This is a genomic window from Vreelandella venusta, from assembly GCF_007989605.1.
Taxonomy (GTDB): domain Bacteria; phylum Pseudomonadota; class Gammaproteobacteria; order Pseudomonadales; family Halomonadaceae; genus Vreelandella; species Vreelandella venusta.
Genome location: NZ_BJUL01000003.1, coordinates 246,666 through 267,722, shown reverse-complemented (window position 1 = coordinate 267,722; position 21,057 = coordinate 246,666). Strand labels below are relative to the sequence as shown.

Below are 21,057 nucleotides of genomic sequence, written 5' to 3'. Positions count from 1 at the left end.
CACCTAGCCCTAGAATCTCCGTTAACAGACGCGTTCGCGAAGATGCGCAAAAGGATCACGGAATGAACAAGCACATCCCTCCTGCTGCTGATACAGCCTCCAGCCCTATTTACGATGCGTTGCGCAGAGATTTAGTCGGTGGCCGCTTTGCGGCGGGAGAAAAATTAGCCATTAATGCGCTGAAAGAGCACTACCAGGTAGGGCTAAGCCCGCTGCGTGAAGCATTAAATAAACTGGCGGCGTACGGTTTATTAATCCAAGAAAACCAACGTGGCTTCAGGGTTCCGAAGCTGTCGAGGGAAGAGCTGGATGATATTGCACGCTTGCGCACTGAACTAGAAGGCATGGCGTTTGAGCGTGCTATTGCCCACGGCGATGCGGTCTGGGAAGCCGATCTTTTGGCGGCGGCTCATCGCTTAAAACGTGCGGATGTATCACTCGATAAAGGGGAGGAGTGGGAGCGTTTACATACTCAGTTCCATCGCACTCTGGTGGCGCCTTGTGGGTCGGTGTGGCTACTGCGATTTATAGAGCAGCTGCACGACCAGTTTGATCGCTATCGCCGCTTGGGGCCCAAAATGCCCTCTATTCGGCAAGAGTTGGACGAGCAACACCATCAATTGGTGGAGCTGGCGTTAAACAGAGATGGAAAAGCGGCTCGGGCCCTAATGGATGATCATATTCATAAGTCTTATGAAGTGGCGTTGGCACGGTTTCAGGAACACGTCTGAAGCATTTACTGGTTCTTGCAGGTACACTCTTTCTTACCGGTACACGAGCAGGTTCTAACCGTGGTAACAGCCACTCTAATGTAAGGTAGTAGGCGTGATGCAAGAGGCGGATAATCAGATAGCAGAGCAAACGTTAGCGTGGGTACGCAGCTTTATTGTGGAGCACAATATATGCCCGTTTGCTAAGCGCGAGCTTGATGGCGGTAGCGTTCGGGTCGAGGTGGTACGCTCGAAAAAAGTCGACGTGGCATTGGAAGAACTAATAGCCGAAGTAGAGTGGCTGAACGAGCATCCAGAAACGGAAACCACACTGCTGGTATTTCCTACGCTGTTTAAAAGCTTCGATCACTATCTGGATTATGTCGAGCTTGCCGAAAGCCTGCTGGTCGACCTGGGGTATGAAGGTGTCTATCAGCTAGCAACCTTCCATCCTGATTACTGTTTTGCCGATGCTGAGCCTGAAGAAGCAGCGAATTACACTAATCGCTCGCCCTACGCGATGGTTCATCTATTGCGCGAGGCCAGCGTCGAAAAAGCGATTGCTTTTTACGGTGATACGGAACAAATCCCAGAACGCAATATTGCTCACTTAACCGAGTTAGGCAGCGCCGCCGCTGAAGAGCTTCTGCAGCGCTGCCTTAAATAACCCGGTGATCTCTCTATGATGTCCTACCAATAAAGCGTGCCTGGTTATTAAGTGGTCACTATAGCGCTTTGTACATCACGTAGCTATCGACTAACCCCAGGGATGCGTGCCGATAGGCGTTAGGAATCGTGCCGACAATCGCGAACCCTAGCCGTTGCCACAGGGCGACGGCCACTTGGTTTGTGGCCACCACGGCATTAAATTGCATCGCTTCAAAGCCATGTTGACGTGCTACCTGCTGCGAGTGTTCGCACATCTGGCGGGCGACACCTTTCCCCCTAGCAGCAGGCGTTACCATATAGCCGCAGTTGCAAATGTGTTGGCCAGGGCCTGCAGCGTTGGCTTTTAGATAGTAAGAACCCAGTAACTCGCCTTGAGTATCTTTTACCGCAAATGACGCTTTGGGCTGCTGGCACCACAATCTATAAGCTGCTGCAAAGGTAATGTCAGGATCGATAGCGTACGTTTCTTGAGCACTAACGATGGACTGAAAAGTAGGCCAGAAGACCGTGAAGTCCTCTTGCGTCATAGGTGTAAAGCTAAGTGTGGTCATAGTTTTGGCGTTTCATTAATAAGTTATCGAGCGACGTCAGCCACGATTTCATAGCTACGCAAGCGGTCGGCATGATCATAAAAGTCGCTATTGATCATTAACTCGTCAGCGCCAGTACGCGCTTGAAAGGCCTCTAGCTCAGCTTTGACCGTATCGGGCCCGCCAATGATGGCGGCACCTAGGAACTGGCTTACTTGGGAGCGCTCCATCGGCGACCAGTCCATCTGCTCAACCGGGGGCAGCGACTGGGTCGGCTTGCCTCGAATAAGGCTAAGAAATTTCTGCTGGGAGGTCGTTGCTAAGTAATGCGCCATGGCATCATTTTCAGCAGCGATAACGGGTAACCCTACCATGGCATGGGGTTTATCTAAGTGCTCCGACGGCCGGAAGTTATCACGATAAAGCCGCAACGCTTCGAATAAGTATCCCGGCGCAAACTGGGCCGCAAACGCAAAGGGGAGCCCGAGTTTTGCGGCTAGTTGAGCACTATAGCCACTAGAACCGAGTAGCCAGATAGGTACGTGGGTGCCTTGTCCAGGGACGGCTTTCACACGCTGCTGAGGGTCTGCATCCGTTAAGTAGCTTTGCAGCTCATTTAGCAGCTGCGGAAAGTCATCGACGCCCGCCTGTGCATTGCGGCGCATCGCCTGCATGGTGGCGCCATCTGAGCCGGGCGCACGGCCCAGTCCTAGATCAATCCGGCCTGGGTAAAGTGTTTCTAAGGTGCCGAACTGCTCGGCAATCACCAAGGGCGGATGGTTAGGTAGCATAATGCCGCCGCTGCCCACGCGTATCGTGGAGGTTTGCCCAGCAACATGACCAATTAATACGGTCGTTGCTGCGCTAGCGATGCCGGCAATGTTGTGGTGTTCAGCCAGCCAGTAACGCGTATAGCCGAGCTGTTCTGTCCGTTGCGCTAGGGACACGCTGTTGCGAAATGTTTCTTCAGCGCTACCACCTTGACGAATCGGTGCTAAGTCGAGCACGGAAAGGGCGGTATTAGCGAGTTGGCTCATGGGGCACCTGCATTAAAAAGCGTATGGGCGGCTCAATTTACGGCGTGATTTATTAGCACGCTAGGTATTCCAGTGTTATGTGGGCAGGTAAGAAGAAATGCAAGGTGCCATTATTGCCCGTTCGTAGTGTCGCTTAATCAGTGGGTGGCGTTGGCCGAATTAAAATCTCGTTCACATCGACGTGTGGTGGTTGAGAAAGTGCATAAATCACGGCGTTGGCAATATCGCGATCTTCAAGCGCATGCTCTGGTGACTTATCAAAGAAAGGGGTATCCACCATGCCCGGTTCAATCAAGGTGACGCGCATGCCCGTTCCGCGTAGCTCTTCACGCAAGTTATAGCCTATACCTGTCACTGCCCATTTTGTGGCGCTGTACATCGAGCCTGGAATCGTCGTTCGTCCAGCAGCTGAGCCGGTTAATAGTACATGTCCTTTGCTTCGCTTTAGCGCGGGAAGGCATGCCTGAAGCGTTAACCCTACACCGTAAATATTGGTCAGGATCATCTCACGCCAAGCGTTGTGATCTGCACCGCTAAAACCGCCGGGAGAACCACCGCGCCCCGCGTTGGCAAAGACTGCATCGATGCGCCCAAATGTTTCAATCGCTTGATCGACCATTGCTTGCTGTTGCGCCATGTCGGTGACATCCAGCGCACACGCCAGCACGTTTTCTGGGCCAAGCTCCTGGGCCAGTGCAGTGAGTTTTTCGGTAGAGCGGGCGGCAAGTATCAGTTTATAACCTTCACGTGAGGCTGCTCGCGCGGTGGCGGCACCAATTCCACTTGAGGCGCCAGTGATCATTAGGACACGGTGCTGCATAGCGTGTGCTCCTAGCTCATTCAGGAAGGGGAGATATTAGAATGGCTAATTGCCCGCAGTGTTGCAAATAGCTGTTTCAGCTTGGGTGCGTGTGTTCGTCTTTGCGTTTGAGCATAGAGGAAAGATCGAGTATTGACTGCGCCATATCGGCCATGCTTTTACTGTGATCCATCGAGGTTTTACGTAAAAAACGGTAAGCCTCTTCTTCGGTCATTTCCTGGTGAGCCATGATGAGGCCTTTGGCGCGTTCGATGAGCTTACGTTCACGCAGGGCTTTGCGGGTATTTTCCAGCTCATCACTGAGCCCTTGAAGGTGGCTCGACTGGGCATGGGCAAGCTCAATTAGTGAACGTCCTAATGGAGAGGTTAAAGCACTAGCTGTCAGCTCACCTAATGGTTGTGTATCGCTTAAGGCAAGAAGCTGTTCACAGGGAGCAAGAGTAGGCTGGTTAAGAGGTGTTTTAGCTTGTTCTAACGTCGCATGCACTTGAGCAATTTTTTGATGACATAACGCCGTTAATTGGTGGTTTAGGGTGTCTTCAACGGCTTTGATGCTATCAATGCGTAATGTGGTTAGGTCGTACCATGTTTCACTAAGTGTTTTGTTTACGCGGCCTTCTTGATGAGAGTGTTGGCAGGCATGTTGGTAAGCAATATTGCGAAGCTGCTGAATCCCATCGAGTGTTCGCGGCGAAAGAGTCTGCAGCCAAATAAGCTCAGCCTCGGATGAGGCAAACTCTTCAAAGGTATCGAAGCAGCGTTGCTGATCGCGTACTAATTGGTGAATCAATTCGCGATGGGCATCGTCGAAATGCCCATGAGTAAAGCCAAAGGCACCACAGGCACGCTCTTGCCCAGCGAGTTCTTTGCCTTGCATAAGGTGGAAAATAGCCACTAGTGCACGAGTGATATCCGGGTCTACTGAGGTATCTGCTGCTTCAAATACAATGGCGAGGAGTCCACTAATTAAGTGGTTAAAGGCTTGGGTTGCCGCATCGGGAGAGATCGCAAACGAATGTATGGCTTGTCGTAACGCGTTTAGGTCATCTAGGGCAAGCCACACCGCCGCGATCCGCCTAAGTAAGCGTGCTGCTGCCTGTGGTCGTGCTTCTTCGGCAAGTGCTTCTAGCCGCTGGCGCATAACGGTCTCGGCTTCTTGGCTATGCTGTACAAATTCCTTCCGCCGAGAGGCAAACCGTTTACCTTGCGAGACAAGGTAAATCGTCGAAGCACCTCGTTCACGTTGGAGCGCATGGATAAAACCGCTAATGTCGCCAACGATCTCTGAGGTGGTGGCTAAATGGTGCAGGCTATCGATATCGCACCGAAGGGCGGTTAAGAGTAGTTGTTGGGCTGTAGACATAGTGGTTTCCTTTTACTCCCCGCCTGAGATGAATTCCCCTCTGTTGCGATATGTGCCGCGAAAACATGTCGTAAAACATCATCGCGGATAAAGCATCCAGAGGGGGAAGTGAGTGCTAACGCAGCGAGAGTGCGCCTGCGTTCGTATCGTTGCCAACCGCATCACGATAGGCAGTTGCTTCTTCAGCTTCTGTGGCATCGCTGAAACGTACTACCAGTACACAAGAAGCAAGCACTAATACGGTAATGCCCAGGTAAAAAAGCCCTTGCTGATAACCAAGACTTTCACTCCGGAACAGAAAGGCGGCGGATACGGCACCGACATTTCCACCCGCCCCCACGATACCGGCAACAGCACCGAGTGCTTTTTTATTGATAAAGGGCACCACGCCAAATGTTGCTCCTTCGGCCATTTGAACAAACAGGCTAAAGACCAGCATGATGCCGATTGCGAGGCTTAAGACGTGCATTTGTGAGAAGGCAATGAGCGCTATTCCTTCACATACTAAGGCGATAAACAGCCAGCGGACTCGACCTTTTAAACCACCTTGTTTGGCGAACAGGTCTGAAAAGACGCCGCCAAGGGTACGGGCAAAAATATTCATTAGGCCAAATAAACCAGCGATTAAACCAGCGGTCGCCAGGGTCAGATCAAATTTGTCGAAGAAGTAAATAGCGGCAATATTATTGATGGTTAGTTCGACGCCAAAGCAGAGCCCGTAAACAATAAACAGCGCCCATACGCGAATATCTTTTGCTGCGGTCAGAAAGCTGTGTACAGCGCTATTTTCACCTGTGGCTTCGGGTAGTTCGCCGCGGGCGCGCAGGTCGCTAAAGTTGCCATCGGGAGCATCTTGGGTAAACAGCCAATAGCCAATCCCAGTAAAAAACAGTACGACACCAGGCACCACCATTGCCAAGCGCCACCCTAGCGTTTCACTAACGCCAAGCATTAGTAGACCTGAGAAGATCAACGGCATCAGGATTTGCGTCGTACCGCCGCCCAAGTTTCCCCAGCCAGCACTGGTCGCATTGGCGGTGCCAACGACATTCGGCGCAAACATCATCGTGGTGTGATATTGGGTGATCACAAAGGATGCACCGATGGCGCCGATGGCCAGCCGAGCGAGTAAGAAGGTCTCAAAGCTATTGGCAAAACCTATGCCCATAACGGGCACAGCGCCCAGCATCAACAAACCGGTATAGGTTTTACGAGGCCCAATTTTATCGCACAGTACGCCAATGAGCAGGCGGACAATAACGGTAATAGCAACGGAGGCAATAATGGTATTGCCGATTTGCGTTTGGGTGAGTGATAAGTCTTCACGGACCACCGCCATCAGTGGCGCGATGCCAAACCAGCCAAAAAAACAGATATGGAACGCGAACCAGGAGAAGTGGAACGCGCGCATTTGAGGGGTAGAGAAGTTTAATAGCCGAATGCGGTTAGCTTTATTGCGAATGTCCATGGATGGCCTCACAGAGCACGATACGAGTGGGTCAAAACATGGCGCTTGGAAAGGCGCTATGTTGTTAACGAGAACATGCCTTCGCCATTGAAGGGCAGGTTCGACGCACTCGTACCCGTTGGGCCTGGTCCACGCCTACCATCATTCAGTAAGAGTTAAGCAAGTAGTTCGCCATAAGATTATTTTAATTTTAAAATCAGTTTCTTATGTTTATTTTTTTGATAGGTGGAGCGTTGCGGCAAGCGGGTAATGCACCAAGGTGGCGCATCTGCAGCAAAGGCGTGCGGCACGTCAGTGCTGATTATTCGTGCAAATAAACAGCGTCAATATCCAGTGTTGAGCGTTCACCTATCGACTCAAAGTGAGTTTCTAGCCAGCGCTCGGCGGCATCGCGCCCTTGTTCAAACAGGTAACATAGGAATGCCCACTCTGAGTTCATTTTGCTCGATACCGAGAGGTCCTCTAGCGCCTGTTCGCCACTGATACGGTGGAACAGAGCTTGCTGATAGCAGTTTTCGATACCCTGTTCATCCAGTGTGCGCTTAAGCACTGCAATCATGCGTATTTCTTTAATCAGGGCGGAATTAAAGGTAATTTCGTTTAGTCGATTCATTATGGCTGAGGCAGATGTGGGTATTTCTTCTCTGCTGATGGGGTTAATCTGCACCAATAGAATGTCGCGGGCGCTGCACTCTTCCATTAAAGGGAACAGTGCTGGGTTACCCATATAACCGCCATCCCAGTACGCTTCACCCTCTATCTCAACGGCTTGAAATACAAATGGCAGGCAAGCAGAGGCCATCACCGCATCCACACTCATCTCTTCGCGGCGAAAAACGCGCTGCTTTCCGGTGCGAACGTTAGTGGCGGTCACAAATAGCTTAAGCTGCTCACAACGTCTTACACGTTCGAAATCAATATGCTCGGCAATAATGTCGCGCAGTGGATTAATATTGAGAGGATTCAGTTGGTAGGGGGACACCAGGCGGCTTAAAAGGTCCATGGCCACATAGCCCGGTGAATGATCGAGAGACCAGTTTCCGGTAAGCACATCAAGTGGTGAGCGGCGAATTGGGCTCGCCATCCCTGCTCGACTAACCGCTTTCCAAAACTGGTGTAACGCTTGGCGAGCTGCCTCTTTATTACCGCGGGTGAGGGCATCTGCCATGACCACGCCATTCATTGCGCCAGCGCTTGTGCCACTGATGCCCTCTATGTCGATACGGTCATCTTCAAGTAGGCGATCGATGACTCCCCATGTATAAGCACCGTGGGCTCCACCGCCCTGTAAAGCGAGATCTAGCTTTTTGATCTGCGACATTGCTTTCCCTGCTGAGTGAGTGATTAAAAGCGCAGTTAACCCACTCAGCATGGCATAAAAGGGCGTGATATGTGTACGCCTGCTAGGCAGGCGTACAGCACGCTATCAAGGTGAATCTGCTAATGGCGAAGGGCGTCCATTTGAAAGGGGAACCTCATAAACAGCATGTTCCATCAATTTATCAAGCTGGAGCGCTAGCTGGCTGCTGGCTTCTTCCATCATAGCCAGCGCCGCAAGCTGGCCATTGTGATCACCTTGGCGGGCAAACTTAAGAGCTTCTAAACCGCTTTCATGAAAACGCTTATGGGGTGCCGCCAGCGCTTTGTAAGCCTCGGTATGCTTATAGCGATGACCGTCACCCATAAAGTACCAATGCCCAAGCGTGCAGTGCTGGTGATCTTCTAAGCTCTCTTCCAGATGAGCAGAGAGTAGTTGACTATAAAGGCGGCTTTTCCATACCGCATGCTCGAGTTTGGCAGCGTGTAAATAAGCCGTGGTTGTACTGTGGTGTATGACCTTATACATATGGCGTGACTGATCTATCAACTGCTCAATGACCTGTTCTGCTGCTTGGGCAGCGCTGGTGAGTGCCTTTATTTCCTGCTGCTGATAATCTCGGATCTTTGCATCTTCATTGACTTGCAATGCAGTGCGCTCGACCCACTGCGCTAGCTGGTGTGCTAATTGCCGAGAGTGTTCTGATAACTCCTGCAGGTCCTGCACAATCGCTGGCATGCCTGCCGGTTGTTCATGAAAGTGGGCAACTTCCAAAGCCGCAGTAATCGCTAGCGCTTGTGTATGGCCTGCATTGTGTCCTAATTCGACACTCAGCTGGCGTATATCGTGAAAGGCTTGCTCTGTCACTAAAGGGGACGATAAATACGTGTCTGTTTGCTGGCAGCGTTGGCGGTGTTGTTGCAATGTTTGTGCGCTTTGCTCGGCTTTATGGAGACGCTCGAAGGTGTCTGTGAGTGTCGATTGCTCGGCAGCAAGGTGCTGAGCATGCACTTCTACGCCCTTGCTCAATGAGCAAAGCATGTCCGCGCCCCTGGCCTGAAGCATGCTGAGTGACTCAACTGGCGTCATCAAGCTGATCGCGCGACAGCTGTGACGCTTTTTTTCAGCATCCAGTTGGGCATTCAATGTTGCCACTTCCTGCTCTAGGCGATGGATAGTTTGATACGGGTGCATAAAAGCAAACATGGCCAGTACCTGCAAAATAGTAAATAGTTTTGTGATGTTTTGTCACAAAGTATTGCAGGTAGTTGCTGTGCTTGCCGGAGTTACCTTATATTAATGATAAAAACCAGCCTCTTGTGTTTTATGAGTCTATGTTTCTTAATGTATTTGGATCAGTCTTAAAGACCAGCCTAAAGGCTGGTCTTACACAGTGAGCAGCTTCGCCGCTCGGCAATTTTGCTAGAAAGATGATCAGCGTTGGGCTAGATGGCGAGCATTGTCGTTTGGGCAGCGCAGAAACTGCGATGTTGCTAACCACTCTTCATCCGGATAGTAGGCAAAGACATACTGGTTCTCTTTTAAACTGTCGATAAGCGGATACGTGATGTCTTCGCGTACGGCAGGGCAGCCGTGGCTACGTCCGAGTCTACCGGTCTGGGCGATAAAGTCGTCGCTAACATAGTCAGCGCCATGAATCACAATTGCTCGCTCAAACGCGAGGTCGTTCACCTCTGGCTCTAAGCCATCCAGGCGCAATGAATAGCCATTACGACCATAATAACTATTCATTGTGCGAAAGAGCCCGATGCTGGATTGATGGCTTTCGGGGGTATTGGAGAAGACCTCTGCCAACGCATCGCCTGAACCCTGCCCATGGGAAACCAGCTCTTCAAACAGCAGCTTATGTCGATGTAGGTCAAAGACCCAAAGCCGTGGCTCGGTAGACGGAAGTGAGTAATCAATGACGGCTAAGCGCTCAGCGGTTGGGTCAGCACAGCTAAGTGACTGAGCGGCGAGCCGCAGTGCCTCTGGCGTTGCCGATGGCGCTAGTTGGAGTAATTGATGATGCAAGGGCGAAATGCCGGGTGGCGCGGTAGAAGCGACCTGTGAAAAAAAGCTGGCGGCTTGTAAGGGAAGGCTCAATAACAGCAGTGGAAGCGAAACAATGACGGTAGAAGCACGTAGGTAAAAAAGCATAGAGTGCAATCCTGCAATAGATATCGACGAAGTAGACAGGTAAACGGCTATGATAAATAGATGTAGCGCAATAATGATGAATCGCAATCATAAATAGCGACGATGAATAGTAACGCAAGGAGGAGCGATGAACGAGACAACGTTAATAAGACGATGGGCGATAGGGATGGCCCTGTGTCTGACGCTGGTCCAAGCGCCTCAGTTGGTTACCAGCGCGCAAGCTGATACAGGCGCTCTTGAGCAGGCACTTGCTCAGCGTTTAGCGACTCAATCTAGTGAGTTACTGCCTGTTGAAGACTTTTATCAGCAGCTAAACCAGCGACTCGTCTGGCAAGATAGCAGTCGTGTTGAAGCACTGGTGCAGGCGTTAAATAGCCTTGAAGATGATGGTCTAACGCCTAGTGATTATGACGCAGATATCCTGCTGACTGCATTTCAGGCTAGCCAGCAAGCAGGTGCGTTGGCCCAAGCTGATTTTGATGTTCAGGCAACGACAGCACTTTTGCTTGCACTTGAGCACCTCTCGCGGGGCAAGGTGAACCCAAACGAGGTCGAGCCTAAATGGGATATCCCGAGGCCAGAGCGCCGCTACTCTTTGCTGCGCATTGTCCATGCGGTGGAAAATGGCGAGATTCAGGACGCGCTTGACTATGTAAGGCCCTCGTCAACGGAGTACGCTCAGCTACGCGATGCGCTACGCCAATACCGTACGCTGGCTGAAAAAGGCAGTGTTCCCTATCTGGCAAGCCGAGATGAGGCGTTACGCCCAGGCGATACTAATGAGGATGTACTGGTATTGCGACAGCGCTTGGCCTATTGGGGAGAAACCAACTTGCTGGGGGCGGATAGCAGTGCCTACCCAATGATTGAGGCGCAGTCAGCGGTTAGCAACCAGCGCACTTATGATGCTGAGCTAGAAAGGGCCGTTAAGCAATTTCAACGTCGTCATCAGTTGCAAGAAGATGGTGTTGTGGGTCAGCGCACACGGCTTGCATTGAACACGCCGGTCACGTCGCGTATTGATCAACTGCGTGTCAACTTGGAGCGGGCGCGTTGGCTCAAGCCTACCCAAACCGATGAGCCGCGTGTGTGGGTCGACATTGCGGGGTATCGACTGCACTACACTCGGCCCAATGGTGAGCACTGGGATGCCAGGGTGGTAGTCGGCACACCGCGGCGCGAAACGCCTATTATTCATTCGGCGATTAGCCACTTAACTATCAACCCGTCATGGACGATTCCACCGACCATTATGCGCGAGGATGTTTTACCTCAGGTTAGACGAGATCCAGGCTATTTGGCCCGGCGCAATATCCAAGTGATAAGTCACTCCGGCGAGCGGTTAGACGCTGCTGCTATTGACTGGCAGCGGCCAGGCGCAGTGATGCTGCGTCAAGTGTCAGGTGGCGGTAACCCGTTAGGCCGCGTGGTGGTACGTTTTCCTAACAATGAGATGATCTATCTTCATGATACACCTGCCAGGGGAGTGTTTCAGCGCGATCAGCGAGCGCTCAGTTCTGGCTGTGTGCGCGTTGAAGGCGTAACGGAATTTGCGCAGTTACTGCTTCAAGATAGTGGCAGTCGCTACCAATTGTCTTCGTTGCTTAACAGTGGTGGAAGTGATCGTAATGTTAATCTGCCGCAGCGTATTCCTGTCGCGCTGCACTACTTAACGGCCTGGCCAAATGCGCAAGGAGAAGTAGAGTTTCGCGATGATATTTATCGCCGTGACGCCGATCTATTGGCTGCATTGTCACGAGCGGTATAACGTGATGAGAGGATTGATGGCTAGATATTTTGTAAGGATGGCTTATCGGCAAGGTTGGTAACTCAGGCTTACTTCAAAGCAATAACGCCGCCCTATAAGGGCGGCGTTACTGTTTGATGCAAAGAGAGTAAGAAAGTTACTGCTCTTCTTCTTGACGCTCGTAGTTAGCAACACTGATAGTGCCTGTCTCACCGCTATCCAATGCCGCCATCATGGGCTCAGCCTGGCGCTGGAACGCAATCAAAGTATCGCCACTAAGGCTGGTGTTTTCAGGCAGCTCTACGTTCATCGCATTGACAGGCGTGTTGTTGACGATGACCTCATAGTGCAGATGAGGCCCTGTACTCCGTCCGGTGTTGCCTGAAAGTGCAATGCGTTCACCCATTTCGATACGCGCACCTTCGCTGACTAGCGGGCGAGAAAGGTGAAGATAACGGGTTTGATAGCCATTATCATGGCGAACCACAATGTAACGCCCTGCAGCATGATGGTTACCCACTTTTTCCACCCGACCATTGGCGGGAGCAATAACAGGTGTGCCAATAGGCATCGCAAAATCGGTGCCATTATGCGGACTTATGCGGCCAGTTACCGGATGTTTGCGGCGTGGGTTAAAGTTAGAACTTAGACGGTAATTGCCTTCAAACGGATAGCGCGAGAAAGCAGGATCTAAGCTACTTCCTTCAGGCGTATAAAAGTTGCTATCAGTGGCATTACGCAGAAGCGTCAAGTCCATGCGTTCGCCATCGTACTTAACAGCGAGCACGCGAGAGTCAAACGCTTCCCCATCAATCATGTCGGACTCAACTAGCACTTGAAAGCGATCCCCACGACGGCTGTCGCGTCGAAAGTCGAGTTTTTGCTCAAGTAGGTGGGTGAGTTCAGTAACGGCGCTGCTGCTTAGACCCGTTGCCTGGGCCGAGCGTGCAAAACTACCGCTTACGCTGCCCGCGTAGAGACGCTGTACTGCTTCACCCTGACGCTCAATAACCGTGGCGGCAAAGTGTTCTTCATCACGCTCTAGCAAGATACCGTCGCGGGTGTTTTTCATCATACGCAACGACAGCAAACGACCATTTTCATCTAACTTGTAATCAAAACTGTGGCCAGCACGCCAATGCGTAAGCATACGAGGGTCTGGAAGATCCTCTAGCATTGCCATTACTTCGCTGTAGCCAAGGCCTAGCTTGTTCTGTGCCAGCAACGCGAAGGTCTCACCCGACTCAACAATATGTGTTTTCCATCTAGGAACGTAGGGCTCGTCCGTAGCAAGTTCCAGCTCGAGAAAAGAAATATCACCAAATAGTTCATTGCCATAATCTTCATATGAAGTGGCATCGGCAATTTCCACGGAAGCCGTGTTATCCACATCGCCAGAAGCAGTTTTATCAACTTCGAGCATACCGCTGGAGAGGGTTCCTAGCACCACAGCGATATGGAGCGCGCTGTCATCCAGTTGGGCGCTAATGTGAGGTTGCGTCGTGTCGCTAGCCATTGAGGCTTCGGCGCTAGGAATGACATCCAGATCGACAATTTCTTTAGCAGCAAGGTCGTGCAGCGGAATATTTTCCCGCGTGGCATCAATCGCGCGGGAAGCGCGATCAATGGCTTCAGCAACAGGGGTGCGTTCTTGGCGCAGTGAGGGGACCCCAGGAGCAGAGTCGCTGGGAAGCGGTACAAGCACGCTTTCCAGTGGTGTATGAGCGTGGTTTAAATCGTGGTAGGTCGTAATTAACTTTTGTGTGCCCAGCACAGTGACCATTGTAGCCACGGGTAACAGTAACAATTTATGTGTGCGGGGCAGCGAATGAAGAATTCGCAACATGGGTAAATGGGCCGCCGAGTTCGTGATAAATGAGTAACATGAAAGAAAGTAAACCCAGGAACCATACCCCATGAGGGTAAGAGTGAACAGACTGTATGCCTGTACACTAAATGTACTTCATTGAAATACGGAAGTAATAAGCAAGTAAATCTGTTTATGAACGCCGTTCGCTAAAAAAAGTAACTTCTCGATAGCCGTGTTAGGGCTAAGTGGGCAGACTAATTAACCATAGGGAGGTGGCGCTAAGCAATATTTTCCACCAAATTTAAAAGTTAAATTAATTTTACAATGCTTTTGTATTATATTTGTATCATTTTTGTCTAAAAGTTTAGGCGACTTGAAAGCCAACCACTCGTCATCAGGTGGTCTTTAGCAGGTTTGTTAAGGGCGCTTAGTAATTGGCGGTGTGAGACGCTGTCTTTTTTGTAAAAAATTGTTTCTTTGTCGTGTTTGGCAATTTTAGTGTCGATTAACCGCGGCTTAAGGGAAAAAGAGTCAGCTAGACCCCCTTGGCGGACTGATACCTAGGAATAATTGTTTGCAAGCAAGTACTCAGCACTTTTTCCTGGCATTCTATATGGGTTTTTCGAAGATCAAGTGGACTATTTCGCTGTTTAGCGTCGAGGGAATCGAAATGTCTCGAGTAACTCTTGCACAGTGGCAGATGCTGGCAGCCGTCGTTGACCATGGTGGGTTTGCGCGGGCGGCCGAGGCTATTCATAAAAGCCCATCTACGCTTAACCATGCCGTGCACAAGTTAGAAGAGCAGTTGGGTGTTCAGGTGTTAGAGCCGGTAGGTAGGCAGGTACGCCTAACTGAGGCGGGCGAACTCTTATTGCGCCGAGCTCGCCAGTTAATTGAGAGTGCCGCTTCTTTAGAAGATGTTGCTACCCGTTTGGCTGCTGGCTTGGAAGCTGAAATCGTGGTCGCTATTGATCAGATTTTTCCAGCCGCTGCCCAAGCGAAAGCGCTTGAGCGTTTCTCAGAAATGTATCCTCAGGTCAGAGTACAGTTGCATGAAAGCGTGCTAAATGGTGGTACGGAGATGCTTCACGATGGCCGTGCCGATCTCGTGGTTTCAGGGATTGCGGCTCAGGGGTATTTAGGTGAACCACTGGTGAACGTGCGGTTTATCGCTGTGGCACACCCAAGCCATGAGTTACACCAGCTTAGCCGCTCGCTAGACCTGCGGGATCTAACCCAGCATCGCCAACTGGTCGTACGTGATTCAGCGCTACGCCAGTCGACTAATTCCGGCTGGCTGAAAGCGGAGCAACGATGGACGGTGAGTCACTTAAACACGTCTTTAGATATGTTGAAGCGCGGGTTAGGGTTTGCCTGGATGCCAGAAACCCGTATTGCTGATGAGCTTTCAAGTGGGCAACTCAAACCTCTGCCGTTGAGTGCTGGTGGGATACGTATGGTGCCCATGCAGTTGATATTCAGAGACCGAGATCGCGCTGGCCCTGCAGCCCACGCGATGGCGCAGGCATTGAAGCAGGGGGTGAGCGAACTCTGTCCTAAGGATTCGATTTCATCGAATGAATCGCCGTAAAACATCCGCTTGAGCATCGGGAAAGCGGGCGTATGCTAAACGCCATCAGTATTATTAATGCGTTTACTACATACGATTATTACAACAGGAGACCGCCCGATGGGACTGCTTGTTAACGGCGAATGGGTTGATCAGTGGTACGACACTAAGAAGCATGGTGGCGAATTTGTCCGTGAGTCTGCTCAGCTGCGCGACTGGGTGGGTGACGATTCCATGAGAGAAGTGCTGTCAGGCGGCGCATCGTCAGGCAAACAGTGGCAAGGGCAACGCTACCCCGCGCAAGCAGACCGTTATCATCTTTATGTCTCTTTAGCCTGCCCTTGGGCGCATCGAGTTCTGATTATGCGCAAATTAAAAGGGCTGGAATCACTTATTGGTGCCTCTCATGTCAGCCCTTTGATGCAGGATAAGGGTTGGACGTATAACCAAGCTGAGGGCTCCAGCGGGGATCCTGTCAACCACGTCGACTATCATCACCAGCTCTACACGATGAATGACTCTACCTATACGGGACGCGTCACCGTACCGCTGCTTTGGGATAAGCAACGTAGCGCAATAATCAATAATGAGTCGGCTGATTTGATACGCATTTTTAATCACGCGTTTGATGAGTTGACCGGTAACGATTTAGATTTTTACCCTGATGACCTGCGTAGCACCATTAACGACATCAACGACGATGTGTACGAGCATATTAATAACGGTGTCTATAAGTCGGGTTTTGCGACGGATCAGCAGGTGTATGAAAAGCATGTGCAGGCGCTGTTCGATGCCTTAGATCGAATGGAAAAACGTTTGAGCGAGCATCGTTATCTAGCGGGGGAGTGGTTAACAGAGGCGGATATTCGGCTTTTCACTACGCTGATCCGTTTTGATGCTGTCTATTACGGTCATTTTAAGTGCAATTTAAAGCGTATTGAAGATTATCCAAATCTAGCAAATTACGTTCGCGAGCTGTATCAGTGGTCGGGCATTGCAGAGACCGTCAATATGGACCAGATAAAACGCCACTACTACTACAGCCATGACAAGATTAACCCTACACGCATTGTGCCTGCCGGACCGCTATTGGATTTAGAGCGCCCTCATGATCGTCAGCGTTTGCCAGGGCAGGGCATCCGTCGTCGGGCTTCATACTAGTTGATAAGCAGAGCGCTGCTCAGAAATTGCCTCTCAAATCTCGTTACTAACAAATGGGCCACCCAGTTGCTGGGTGGCCCATTTGGCTAGTTAAGCGCTAGCTTAAGCGATTTAAGTTACTGGTTGTCATTAACGGCTTCGCGAGTAGTTTGCCAAGCGCTTTGGGCACCTTCTTTGGTCGTTTGCCACGCATCGCGAGCACTGTTTTTAGTCTGCTCCCACCAATCACGATTATAGGTAGGGAAGGATTCGACTTCCTCTTGGGAAGCCTCGAGCATAATACGGTGCTCGGTACCACCATCACTCTCGGTATGGGTTTCCAGGGTAAACTGATCGGTATTAATCACAATTTCACGACCACCCAGACCCAGAACTGCGCCGCTTTCAACGACTAACGCTGAAATGCGCATTTCTTCATCAAAAAGAATATCTTCCACTTCACCTATTTCTTCACCAGAACCACCAACAAAAAACACCTCTGCATCCATGATGTCATCTGCAGAATACATGCCTTGGGGTTCAGTTGAGGCTTGAACACCAAAGGCTAAGCTGCCTAAAAGGGCGGTACTGATAGCGGTGGTAAGCATTGTCTTACGCATAGCATCTCTCCGTGTAGCTATTAATGTGCGCTTAATTAGACGACAAACGTTAAAGATCGTTCGCCCATTGATCAGCACGGCGTTCGGCTTCTTCCCGCTCTATGCCATATTTCTGCTGTAGCTTGCCAACAAGTTGGTCTTTCTTGCCGCCAATCTGGGTAAGTTCATCGTCAGTTAGTTCTCCCCAGCTTGCACGAGCTTTTCCTTTCATTTCTTTCCAGTTGCCTTCAATTTTATCCCAGTTCATAGCATCACTCCTTGAAGTTAGTGAACATCGTTAGGCACCTCTCAGGTTAGACGAACAGGGAGTATCTGCAAGCCAGACTATTAAAAATGGTTAAAGTAAAAAAGCTGGTCATGATCGGCTGGCGGTGTTAGGATGCGCCCTCCTCGCATGTGTTGACCCCTCCATCACGACGATAAGCGATTTCCTGCGTAGCTTTGACTACGAAGCGAAGTGCTTGCGGGAACATCTTGCCAACTGCAGATGTTCATTGCTGTGAAGATGGCGCGCCTCCAGCATTTCACCAAACGGGTGAAATCGGCGCAGAAGGTCGCCACAGCGGTTAGCCCGCCTATGCGATGTTTGCTAACCGAATGCTAGGTGCGACCGGCGTCTCCGACTCCACTGATGATGATATCCGCCTTGCGGATCCTTGTTCATTAATAGGCATTGTCACGCGTATTAACGAGCAGAGTCAGAGACGCTTACGATGTTTTTTGCCGGAAAAACCGGCCTACCAAGGTGTGATTAATGACCTCGACTTCTGTCGCTTCGCCGAGCTTCGGCGATCTTGCTCTGTTGCCTGCCGTTCTCTCTGCTGTTGAAGCACAAGGCTACGAAATTCCCTCGCCGATCCAGGCGCAGACAATTCCTGCGTTGCTGGAAGGCCGCGATATGCTGGGCCAAGCGCAAACCGGCACCGGCAAAACTGCTGCATTTGCATTGCCATTGTTATCGCGTTTAGAACTTACCCGTCGTGAGCCTCAAGTACTTGTTATGGCTCCGACCCGTGAACTTGCCCAGCAGGTTGCTGCGTCGTTCAGTAAATATGGCCAAAACCTCAAGGGCCTTGAAGTCGCTATCCTTTGTGGCGGCCAAGAGTACCGTGAGCAGTTAGGCGCACTAAAGCGCGGTGCCCAGGTTGTTGTTGGCACCCCTGGCCGTATTATCGATCACCTTGATCGCGGTAGTCTGAAACTCGATGGCCTTTCGGCACTTGTGCTGGATGAAGCTGACGAAATGCTGCGCATGGGCTTTATCGACGACGTAAAACGCGTGGTTGCCGATACCCCTAAAGATGCTCAGCGTGTGTTCTTCTCGGCAACGCTGCCGACTGAAATTGAGCGCATTGTTAACCGCTATCTAGTTAACCCGGTGAAAGTCGCGATTGAGTCGCGTACGACGACCGGTGAAAACATTGAACAGCGCATTGTACGCGTCGATGGTGGCGCTAAGCTTGAAGCGTTGGCACGTATCCTTGAAGTTGAGCCGGTTGATGCCGCTATTGTCTTCGTGCGTACTCGTGCCGCTTGTACCACGCTGGTTGAGCAGCTAACAGCGCGTGGCGTTAATGCCGCAGGCCTGTCTGGCGATCTAGACCAAAGCCTGCGTGAGCGCACCATTACACGTCTCAAGCGCAGCAAGGTTGATGTGCTAATTGCGACCGACGTCGCTGCTCGTGGTCTTGACGTGCCGCGTATTACGCACGTGATCAACTACGATCTGCCACAAGACGCAGAAGCCTATACCCACCGTATCGGTCGTACCGGTCGTGCGGGCCGTAGCGGTATCGCAATTACGTTCGCTGGTTTCCGTGAAGGCCGTAAAGTGGGCTGGATGGAGCAGGCTACCGGTCAGAAAATGACGGAAATGCCGCTGCCAGACGAAGCTGCTATTCGTGCTCACCGTGATGACGTGTTCCATCATCGCGTTGTAGCGGCCCTGACCAAAGGTGCTGAAGAGCAGCGTGCACTGGTTGAACGCCTAGTGGAAGAAGGCCATGATGCCATTGAATTAGCCTGTGCTTTTGCTGCGATGGCGCGTGCTGATGAAGCGCCGATTGGTCGCTTGCAAGCCCCGCGTAAAGAGCGTGCCCCGCGTGATGGCGCGCCTGGTGGTAGGTCCGGTGGCCGTCGTGAGCGTTCAAGCGCACCTAGTGAAGGTATGATTCGTTACCGTGTTTCTGTTGGCCATAAGGATGGCGTTAAGCCTGGTCAGCTGGTAGGTGCACTGGCGAACGAAGGTGGCATCGAAGGTGCCCGTATCGGTCGGATCGATATCCGCAACGCTTTCTCGGTAGTTGAGCTACCCAGTGGCCTGCCTTCCACTATTCTGGCGAAAATGGCACGTGCCCGTGTCGCAGGTCGTCCGTTAGAAATTAGTGAAGACAGCGCGCCTGAGCGTGCTCCACGTCGTCGTCGTGATGACGGCGATGCGCCGATTCGTCGCCGCGAACGCGCTTAAGTTATTGTGCTTAAGTTATTGTATAGCGCCATAGATAGATAGTGGTGCTTTAAAACGACGTTTAACGATCGTTCTATCCCCTTACGCCTAGCGGCTTAAGGGGATTTTTTTTGCCTGTTATTGCTGCTGAGAAGTTGAGCTACGTTAGTATGATGATGGTTCAGTAAAAGGAGGCTGCATGGACGCACCGCTACATGACTGGAATTTAGCTCCAAAAGAAGCCGTAGCGCTGCAAAAAGTGCTGGCGAAACGACTTGAAACCACGGATCGTATCGGCTCTGTACATCACATTGCTGGGGTCGATATTGGGTTTGAAGCGGACGGTGAGATCACTCGTGCGGCAATTGTTGTCCTGAAATGGCAGCCTGACACCCCACAGCATCTAACTATGGTAGAGCAGGTGGTTCATCGTGAGCCAACACGGATGCCTTATATTCCCGGGCTGCTCTCTTTTCGCGAGATCCCGGCCGCCCTGGAGGCATTCGCAAAACTTGCGATCACACCCGAACTGGTAATGGTCGACGGGCAGGGGATTGCGCATCCTCGGCGGCTGGGTGTCGCTGCTCACCTGGGACTATGGCTAAATTTACCGACGATCGGCATCGCTAAGTCCCGATTAACGGGGCAGCATGAAGAGGTGGGAAACACGCAGGGAGACTGGGTGCCGCTAACATCAGGTAACGAGGTGATTGGTGCTGTGCTACGCTCGCGGAAAAATGTGAAGCCAGTGTTCGTATCGCCTGGACATCGATTATCCCTTGAAACATCACTGGACTGGGTGGTGCGCTGTTTAGGACGCACCAAGTTACCAGAACCCACGCGATTAGCGGACCGACTTGCGTCCAGGCGTGACCAAAAGCGGCTTACGTAAAGCTCAGGAAATGGCGCAGTAGGCTAGAGGCTGCTTGAGTGTCAGTGATGGCGTTAATGAGTTCGTCAGGATTGTCGCCTTGGTCGCGCAATGCGGCTTTCTGACGCTCGATATAAGCATGCATCACTGGTTGGGTGAATTCTGGATGAAACTGCACGCTCCATTGGCGGGGGCCATAACGTAATGCTTGATGAGCATCGTGGCAGTTATGCGCCAACACCGAGGCGTTGGGTGGCAGCTGCATGACCGACTGGGCGTGGGTTAGGTGAGCCGAGAAGTGTGTGGGGAGCTTGCTAAACAGAGGGTCTTGATGACCTGCTTGGGTCAGCTGTACTTTGCGGGTTCCTGACTCTCTGCCTGCAGGGTGGTAATCGCTAATACCGCCGAATGCTGAAGCCATCAACTGGTGGCCGTAACACACACCAAGCATCGGGACGTTCTCGGCTAACGCCTGCTCAAGCCAAGGTTTTAGTGCTTCGCTCCATGGCTCCTGTTCGCTCACCATACTGTGGGAACCCGTGAGCATAATGCCGGCGAATGAACTGGGGGTAGGAGGAACGCCTTGTTTGCGCGCATCCCAAACCCTGAGTGACAGGTCGGTCGGAAGTGACGTCGAAAGCTGATTGATAAAGAGTTGCTCGAAATCACCGTATTGATCGACCACTTCAGGGAAAGCATCACCGGTTTTGATAATAACTAAAGAGGCCATGGCGTTCTCGTTATCCTGTCTAAGGGAAGGTTAGGGAGGAAAGGTTAG

19 protein-coding genes are annotated in these 21,057 nt (G+C 51.4%); 7 read left to right on the top strand and 12 right to left on the bottom strand.

From position 1 onward, the window contains the following. Positions 1 to 62: 62 nt before the first annotated feature. Both HVE01_RS05095 and HVE01_RS05090 read left to right on the top strand, forming a co-directional pair. A complete protein-coding gene (locus tag HVE01_RS05095) occupies positions 63 to 731 on the top strand; it encodes a GntR family transcriptional regulator (protein WP_125746075.1) in 669 nt (222 codons plus the stop codon). A 97-nt stretch (positions 732 to 828) separates the two neighbouring features. Continuing rightward, positions 829 to 1,377, top strand: coding sequence for a DUF1415 domain-containing protein (locus HVE01_RS05090; RefSeq protein WP_125746077.1), 549 nt, complete (start codon positions 829 to 831; stop codon positions 1,375 to 1,377). Positions 1,378 to 1,435: 58 nt separating this feature from the next. Here HVE01_RS05090 and HVE01_RS05085 read toward each other — a convergent pair whose 3' ends face one another. The 8 genes from HVE01_RS05085 to HVE01_RS05050 all read right to left on the bottom strand — a co-directional run bounded on the left by HVE01_RS05085 (position 1,436) and on the right by HVE01_RS05050 (position 10,075). Continuing rightward, positions 1,436 to 1,930 (bottom strand): GNAT family N-acetyltransferase, encoded by a 495-nt coding sequence (locus HVE01_RS05085; RefSeq protein ID WP_146942797.1) that lies wholly within the window; start codon positions 1,928 to 1,930, stop codon positions 1,436 to 1,438. 23 nt (positions 1,931 to 1,953) lie between these two features. Next, positions 1,954 to 2,946: an LLM class flavin-dependent oxidoreductase gene (locus HVE01_RS05080; RefSeq protein WP_146942795.1), complete on the bottom strand. Its 993-nt coding sequence runs from the start codon at positions 2,944 to 2,946 to the stop codon at positions 1,954 to 1,956. 133 nt (positions 2,947 to 3,079) lie between these two features. Then, complete coding sequence (locus HVE01_RS05075; RefSeq protein ID WP_125746083.1) at positions 3,080 to 3,766, bottom strand: SDR family oxidoreductase; 687 nt, start codon at positions 3,764 to 3,766, stop codon at positions 3,080 to 3,082. 76 nt (positions 3,767 to 3,842) lie between these two features. Continuing rightward, entirely contained in the window at positions 3,843 to 5,129 is a 1,287-nt protein-coding gene (locus HVE01_RS05070; protein WP_146942793.1) for a nitrate regulatory protein, read from the bottom strand. A 115-nt stretch (positions 5,130 to 5,244) separates the two neighbouring features. Continuing rightward, positions 5,245 to 6,597 carry a NarK family nitrate/nitrite MFS transporter gene (locus HVE01_RS05065; RefSeq protein WP_125746087.1) on the bottom strand — a complete coding sequence of 451 codons (1,353 nt, stop codon included), beginning with the start codon at positions 6,595 to 6,597 and terminating at the stop codon, positions 5,245 to 5,247. 301 nt (positions 6,598 to 6,898) lie between these two features. Next, complete coding sequence (locus HVE01_RS05060) at positions 6,899 to 7,918, bottom strand: patatin-like phospholipase family protein (protein WP_146942791.1); 1,020 nt, start codon at positions 7,916 to 7,918, stop codon at positions 6,899 to 6,901. Between the two features lie 105 nt (positions 7,919 to 8,023). After that, on the bottom strand, positions 8,024 to 9,121 hold the full coding sequence (locus HVE01_RS05055) for a CZB domain-containing protein (RefSeq protein WP_125746091.1): 1,098 nt from the start codon (positions 9,119 to 9,121) through the stop codon (positions 8,024 to 8,026). A gap of 228 nt (positions 9,122 to 9,349) precedes the next feature. Continuing rightward, entirely contained in the window at positions 9,350 to 10,075 is a 726-nt protein-coding gene (locus HVE01_RS05050) for a murein L,D-transpeptidase catalytic domain family protein (RefSeq protein ID WP_125746093.1), read from the bottom strand. A 127-nt stretch (positions 10,076 to 10,202) separates the two neighbouring features. Here HVE01_RS05050 and HVE01_RS05045 point away from each other — a divergent pair, with 127 nt between their 5' ends. Next, positions 10,203 to 11,843, top strand: coding sequence for a L,D-transpeptidase family protein (locus HVE01_RS05045; RefSeq protein ID WP_146942789.1), 1,641 nt, complete (start codon positions 10,203 to 10,205; stop codon positions 11,841 to 11,843). 136 nt (positions 11,844 to 11,979) lie between these two features. Here the strand turns inward: HVE01_RS05045 and HVE01_RS05040 are convergent, their stop codons facing one another. Then, positions 11,980 to 13,668, bottom strand: a complete 1,689-nt coding sequence (locus HVE01_RS05040) for a peptidoglycan DD-metalloendopeptidase family protein (RefSeq protein ID WP_125746097.1) — start codon at positions 13,666 to 13,668, stop codon at positions 11,980 to 11,982. 634 nt (positions 13,669 to 14,302) lie between these two features. On the opposite strand from HVE01_RS05040, the gene HVE01_RS05035 reads away from it, so the two are divergent. Beyond that, positions 14,303 to 15,223 (top strand): LysR family transcriptional regulator, encoded by a 921-nt coding sequence (locus HVE01_RS05035; RefSeq protein ID WP_146942787.1) that lies wholly within the window; start codon positions 14,303 to 14,305, stop codon positions 15,221 to 15,223. A 99-nt stretch (positions 15,224 to 15,322) separates the two neighbouring features. Continuing rightward, positions 15,323 to 16,363 carry a glutathione S-transferase family protein gene (locus HVE01_RS05030; RefSeq protein WP_146942785.1) on the top strand — a complete coding sequence of 347 codons (1,041 nt, stop codon included), beginning with the start codon at positions 15,323 to 15,325 and terminating at the stop codon, positions 16,361 to 16,363. Positions 16,364 to 16,479: 116 nt separating this feature from the next. Here the strand turns inward: HVE01_RS05030 and HVE01_RS05025 are convergent, their stop codons facing one another. Together HVE01_RS05025 and HVE01_RS05020 are read right to left on the bottom strand one after the other, a co-directional pair. Beyond that, on the bottom strand, positions 16,480 to 16,962 hold the full coding sequence (locus HVE01_RS05025; RefSeq protein WP_089038892.1) for a PRC-barrel domain-containing protein: 483 nt from the start codon (positions 16,960 to 16,962) through the stop codon (positions 16,480 to 16,482). Positions 16,963 to 17,011: 49 nt separating this feature from the next. Then, positions 17,012 to 17,209: a CsbD family protein gene (locus HVE01_RS05020; RefSeq protein WP_146942783.1), complete on the bottom strand. Its 198-nt coding sequence runs from the start codon at positions 17,207 to 17,209 to the stop codon at positions 17,012 to 17,014. A 507-nt stretch (positions 17,210 to 17,716) separates the two neighbouring features. Here HVE01_RS05020 and HVE01_RS05015 point away from each other — a divergent pair. Together HVE01_RS05015 and nfi are read left to right on the top strand one after the other, a co-directional pair. After that, positions 17,717 to 19,429, top strand: coding sequence for a DEAD/DEAH box helicase (locus tag HVE01_RS05015; RefSeq protein ID WP_125746107.1), 1,713 nt, complete (start codon positions 17,717 to 17,719; stop codon positions 19,427 to 19,429). A gap of 178 nt (positions 19,430 to 19,607) precedes the next feature. Further along, a complete protein-coding gene (gene nfi / locus HVE01_RS05010) occupies positions 19,608 to 20,300 on the top strand; it encodes a deoxyribonuclease V (RefSeq protein ID WP_146942781.1) in 693 nt (230 codons plus the stop codon). Here nfi and HVE01_RS05005 read toward each other — a convergent pair. Beyond that, positions 20,293 to 21,009 (bottom strand): glutamine amidotransferase, encoded by a 717-nt coding sequence (locus HVE01_RS05005; RefSeq protein ID WP_125746111.1) that lies wholly within the window; start codon positions 21,007 to 21,009, stop codon positions 20,293 to 20,295. The genes nfi and HVE01_RS05005 overlap by 8 nt on opposite strands. Positions 21,010 to 21,057 lie beyond the last annotated feature (48 nt).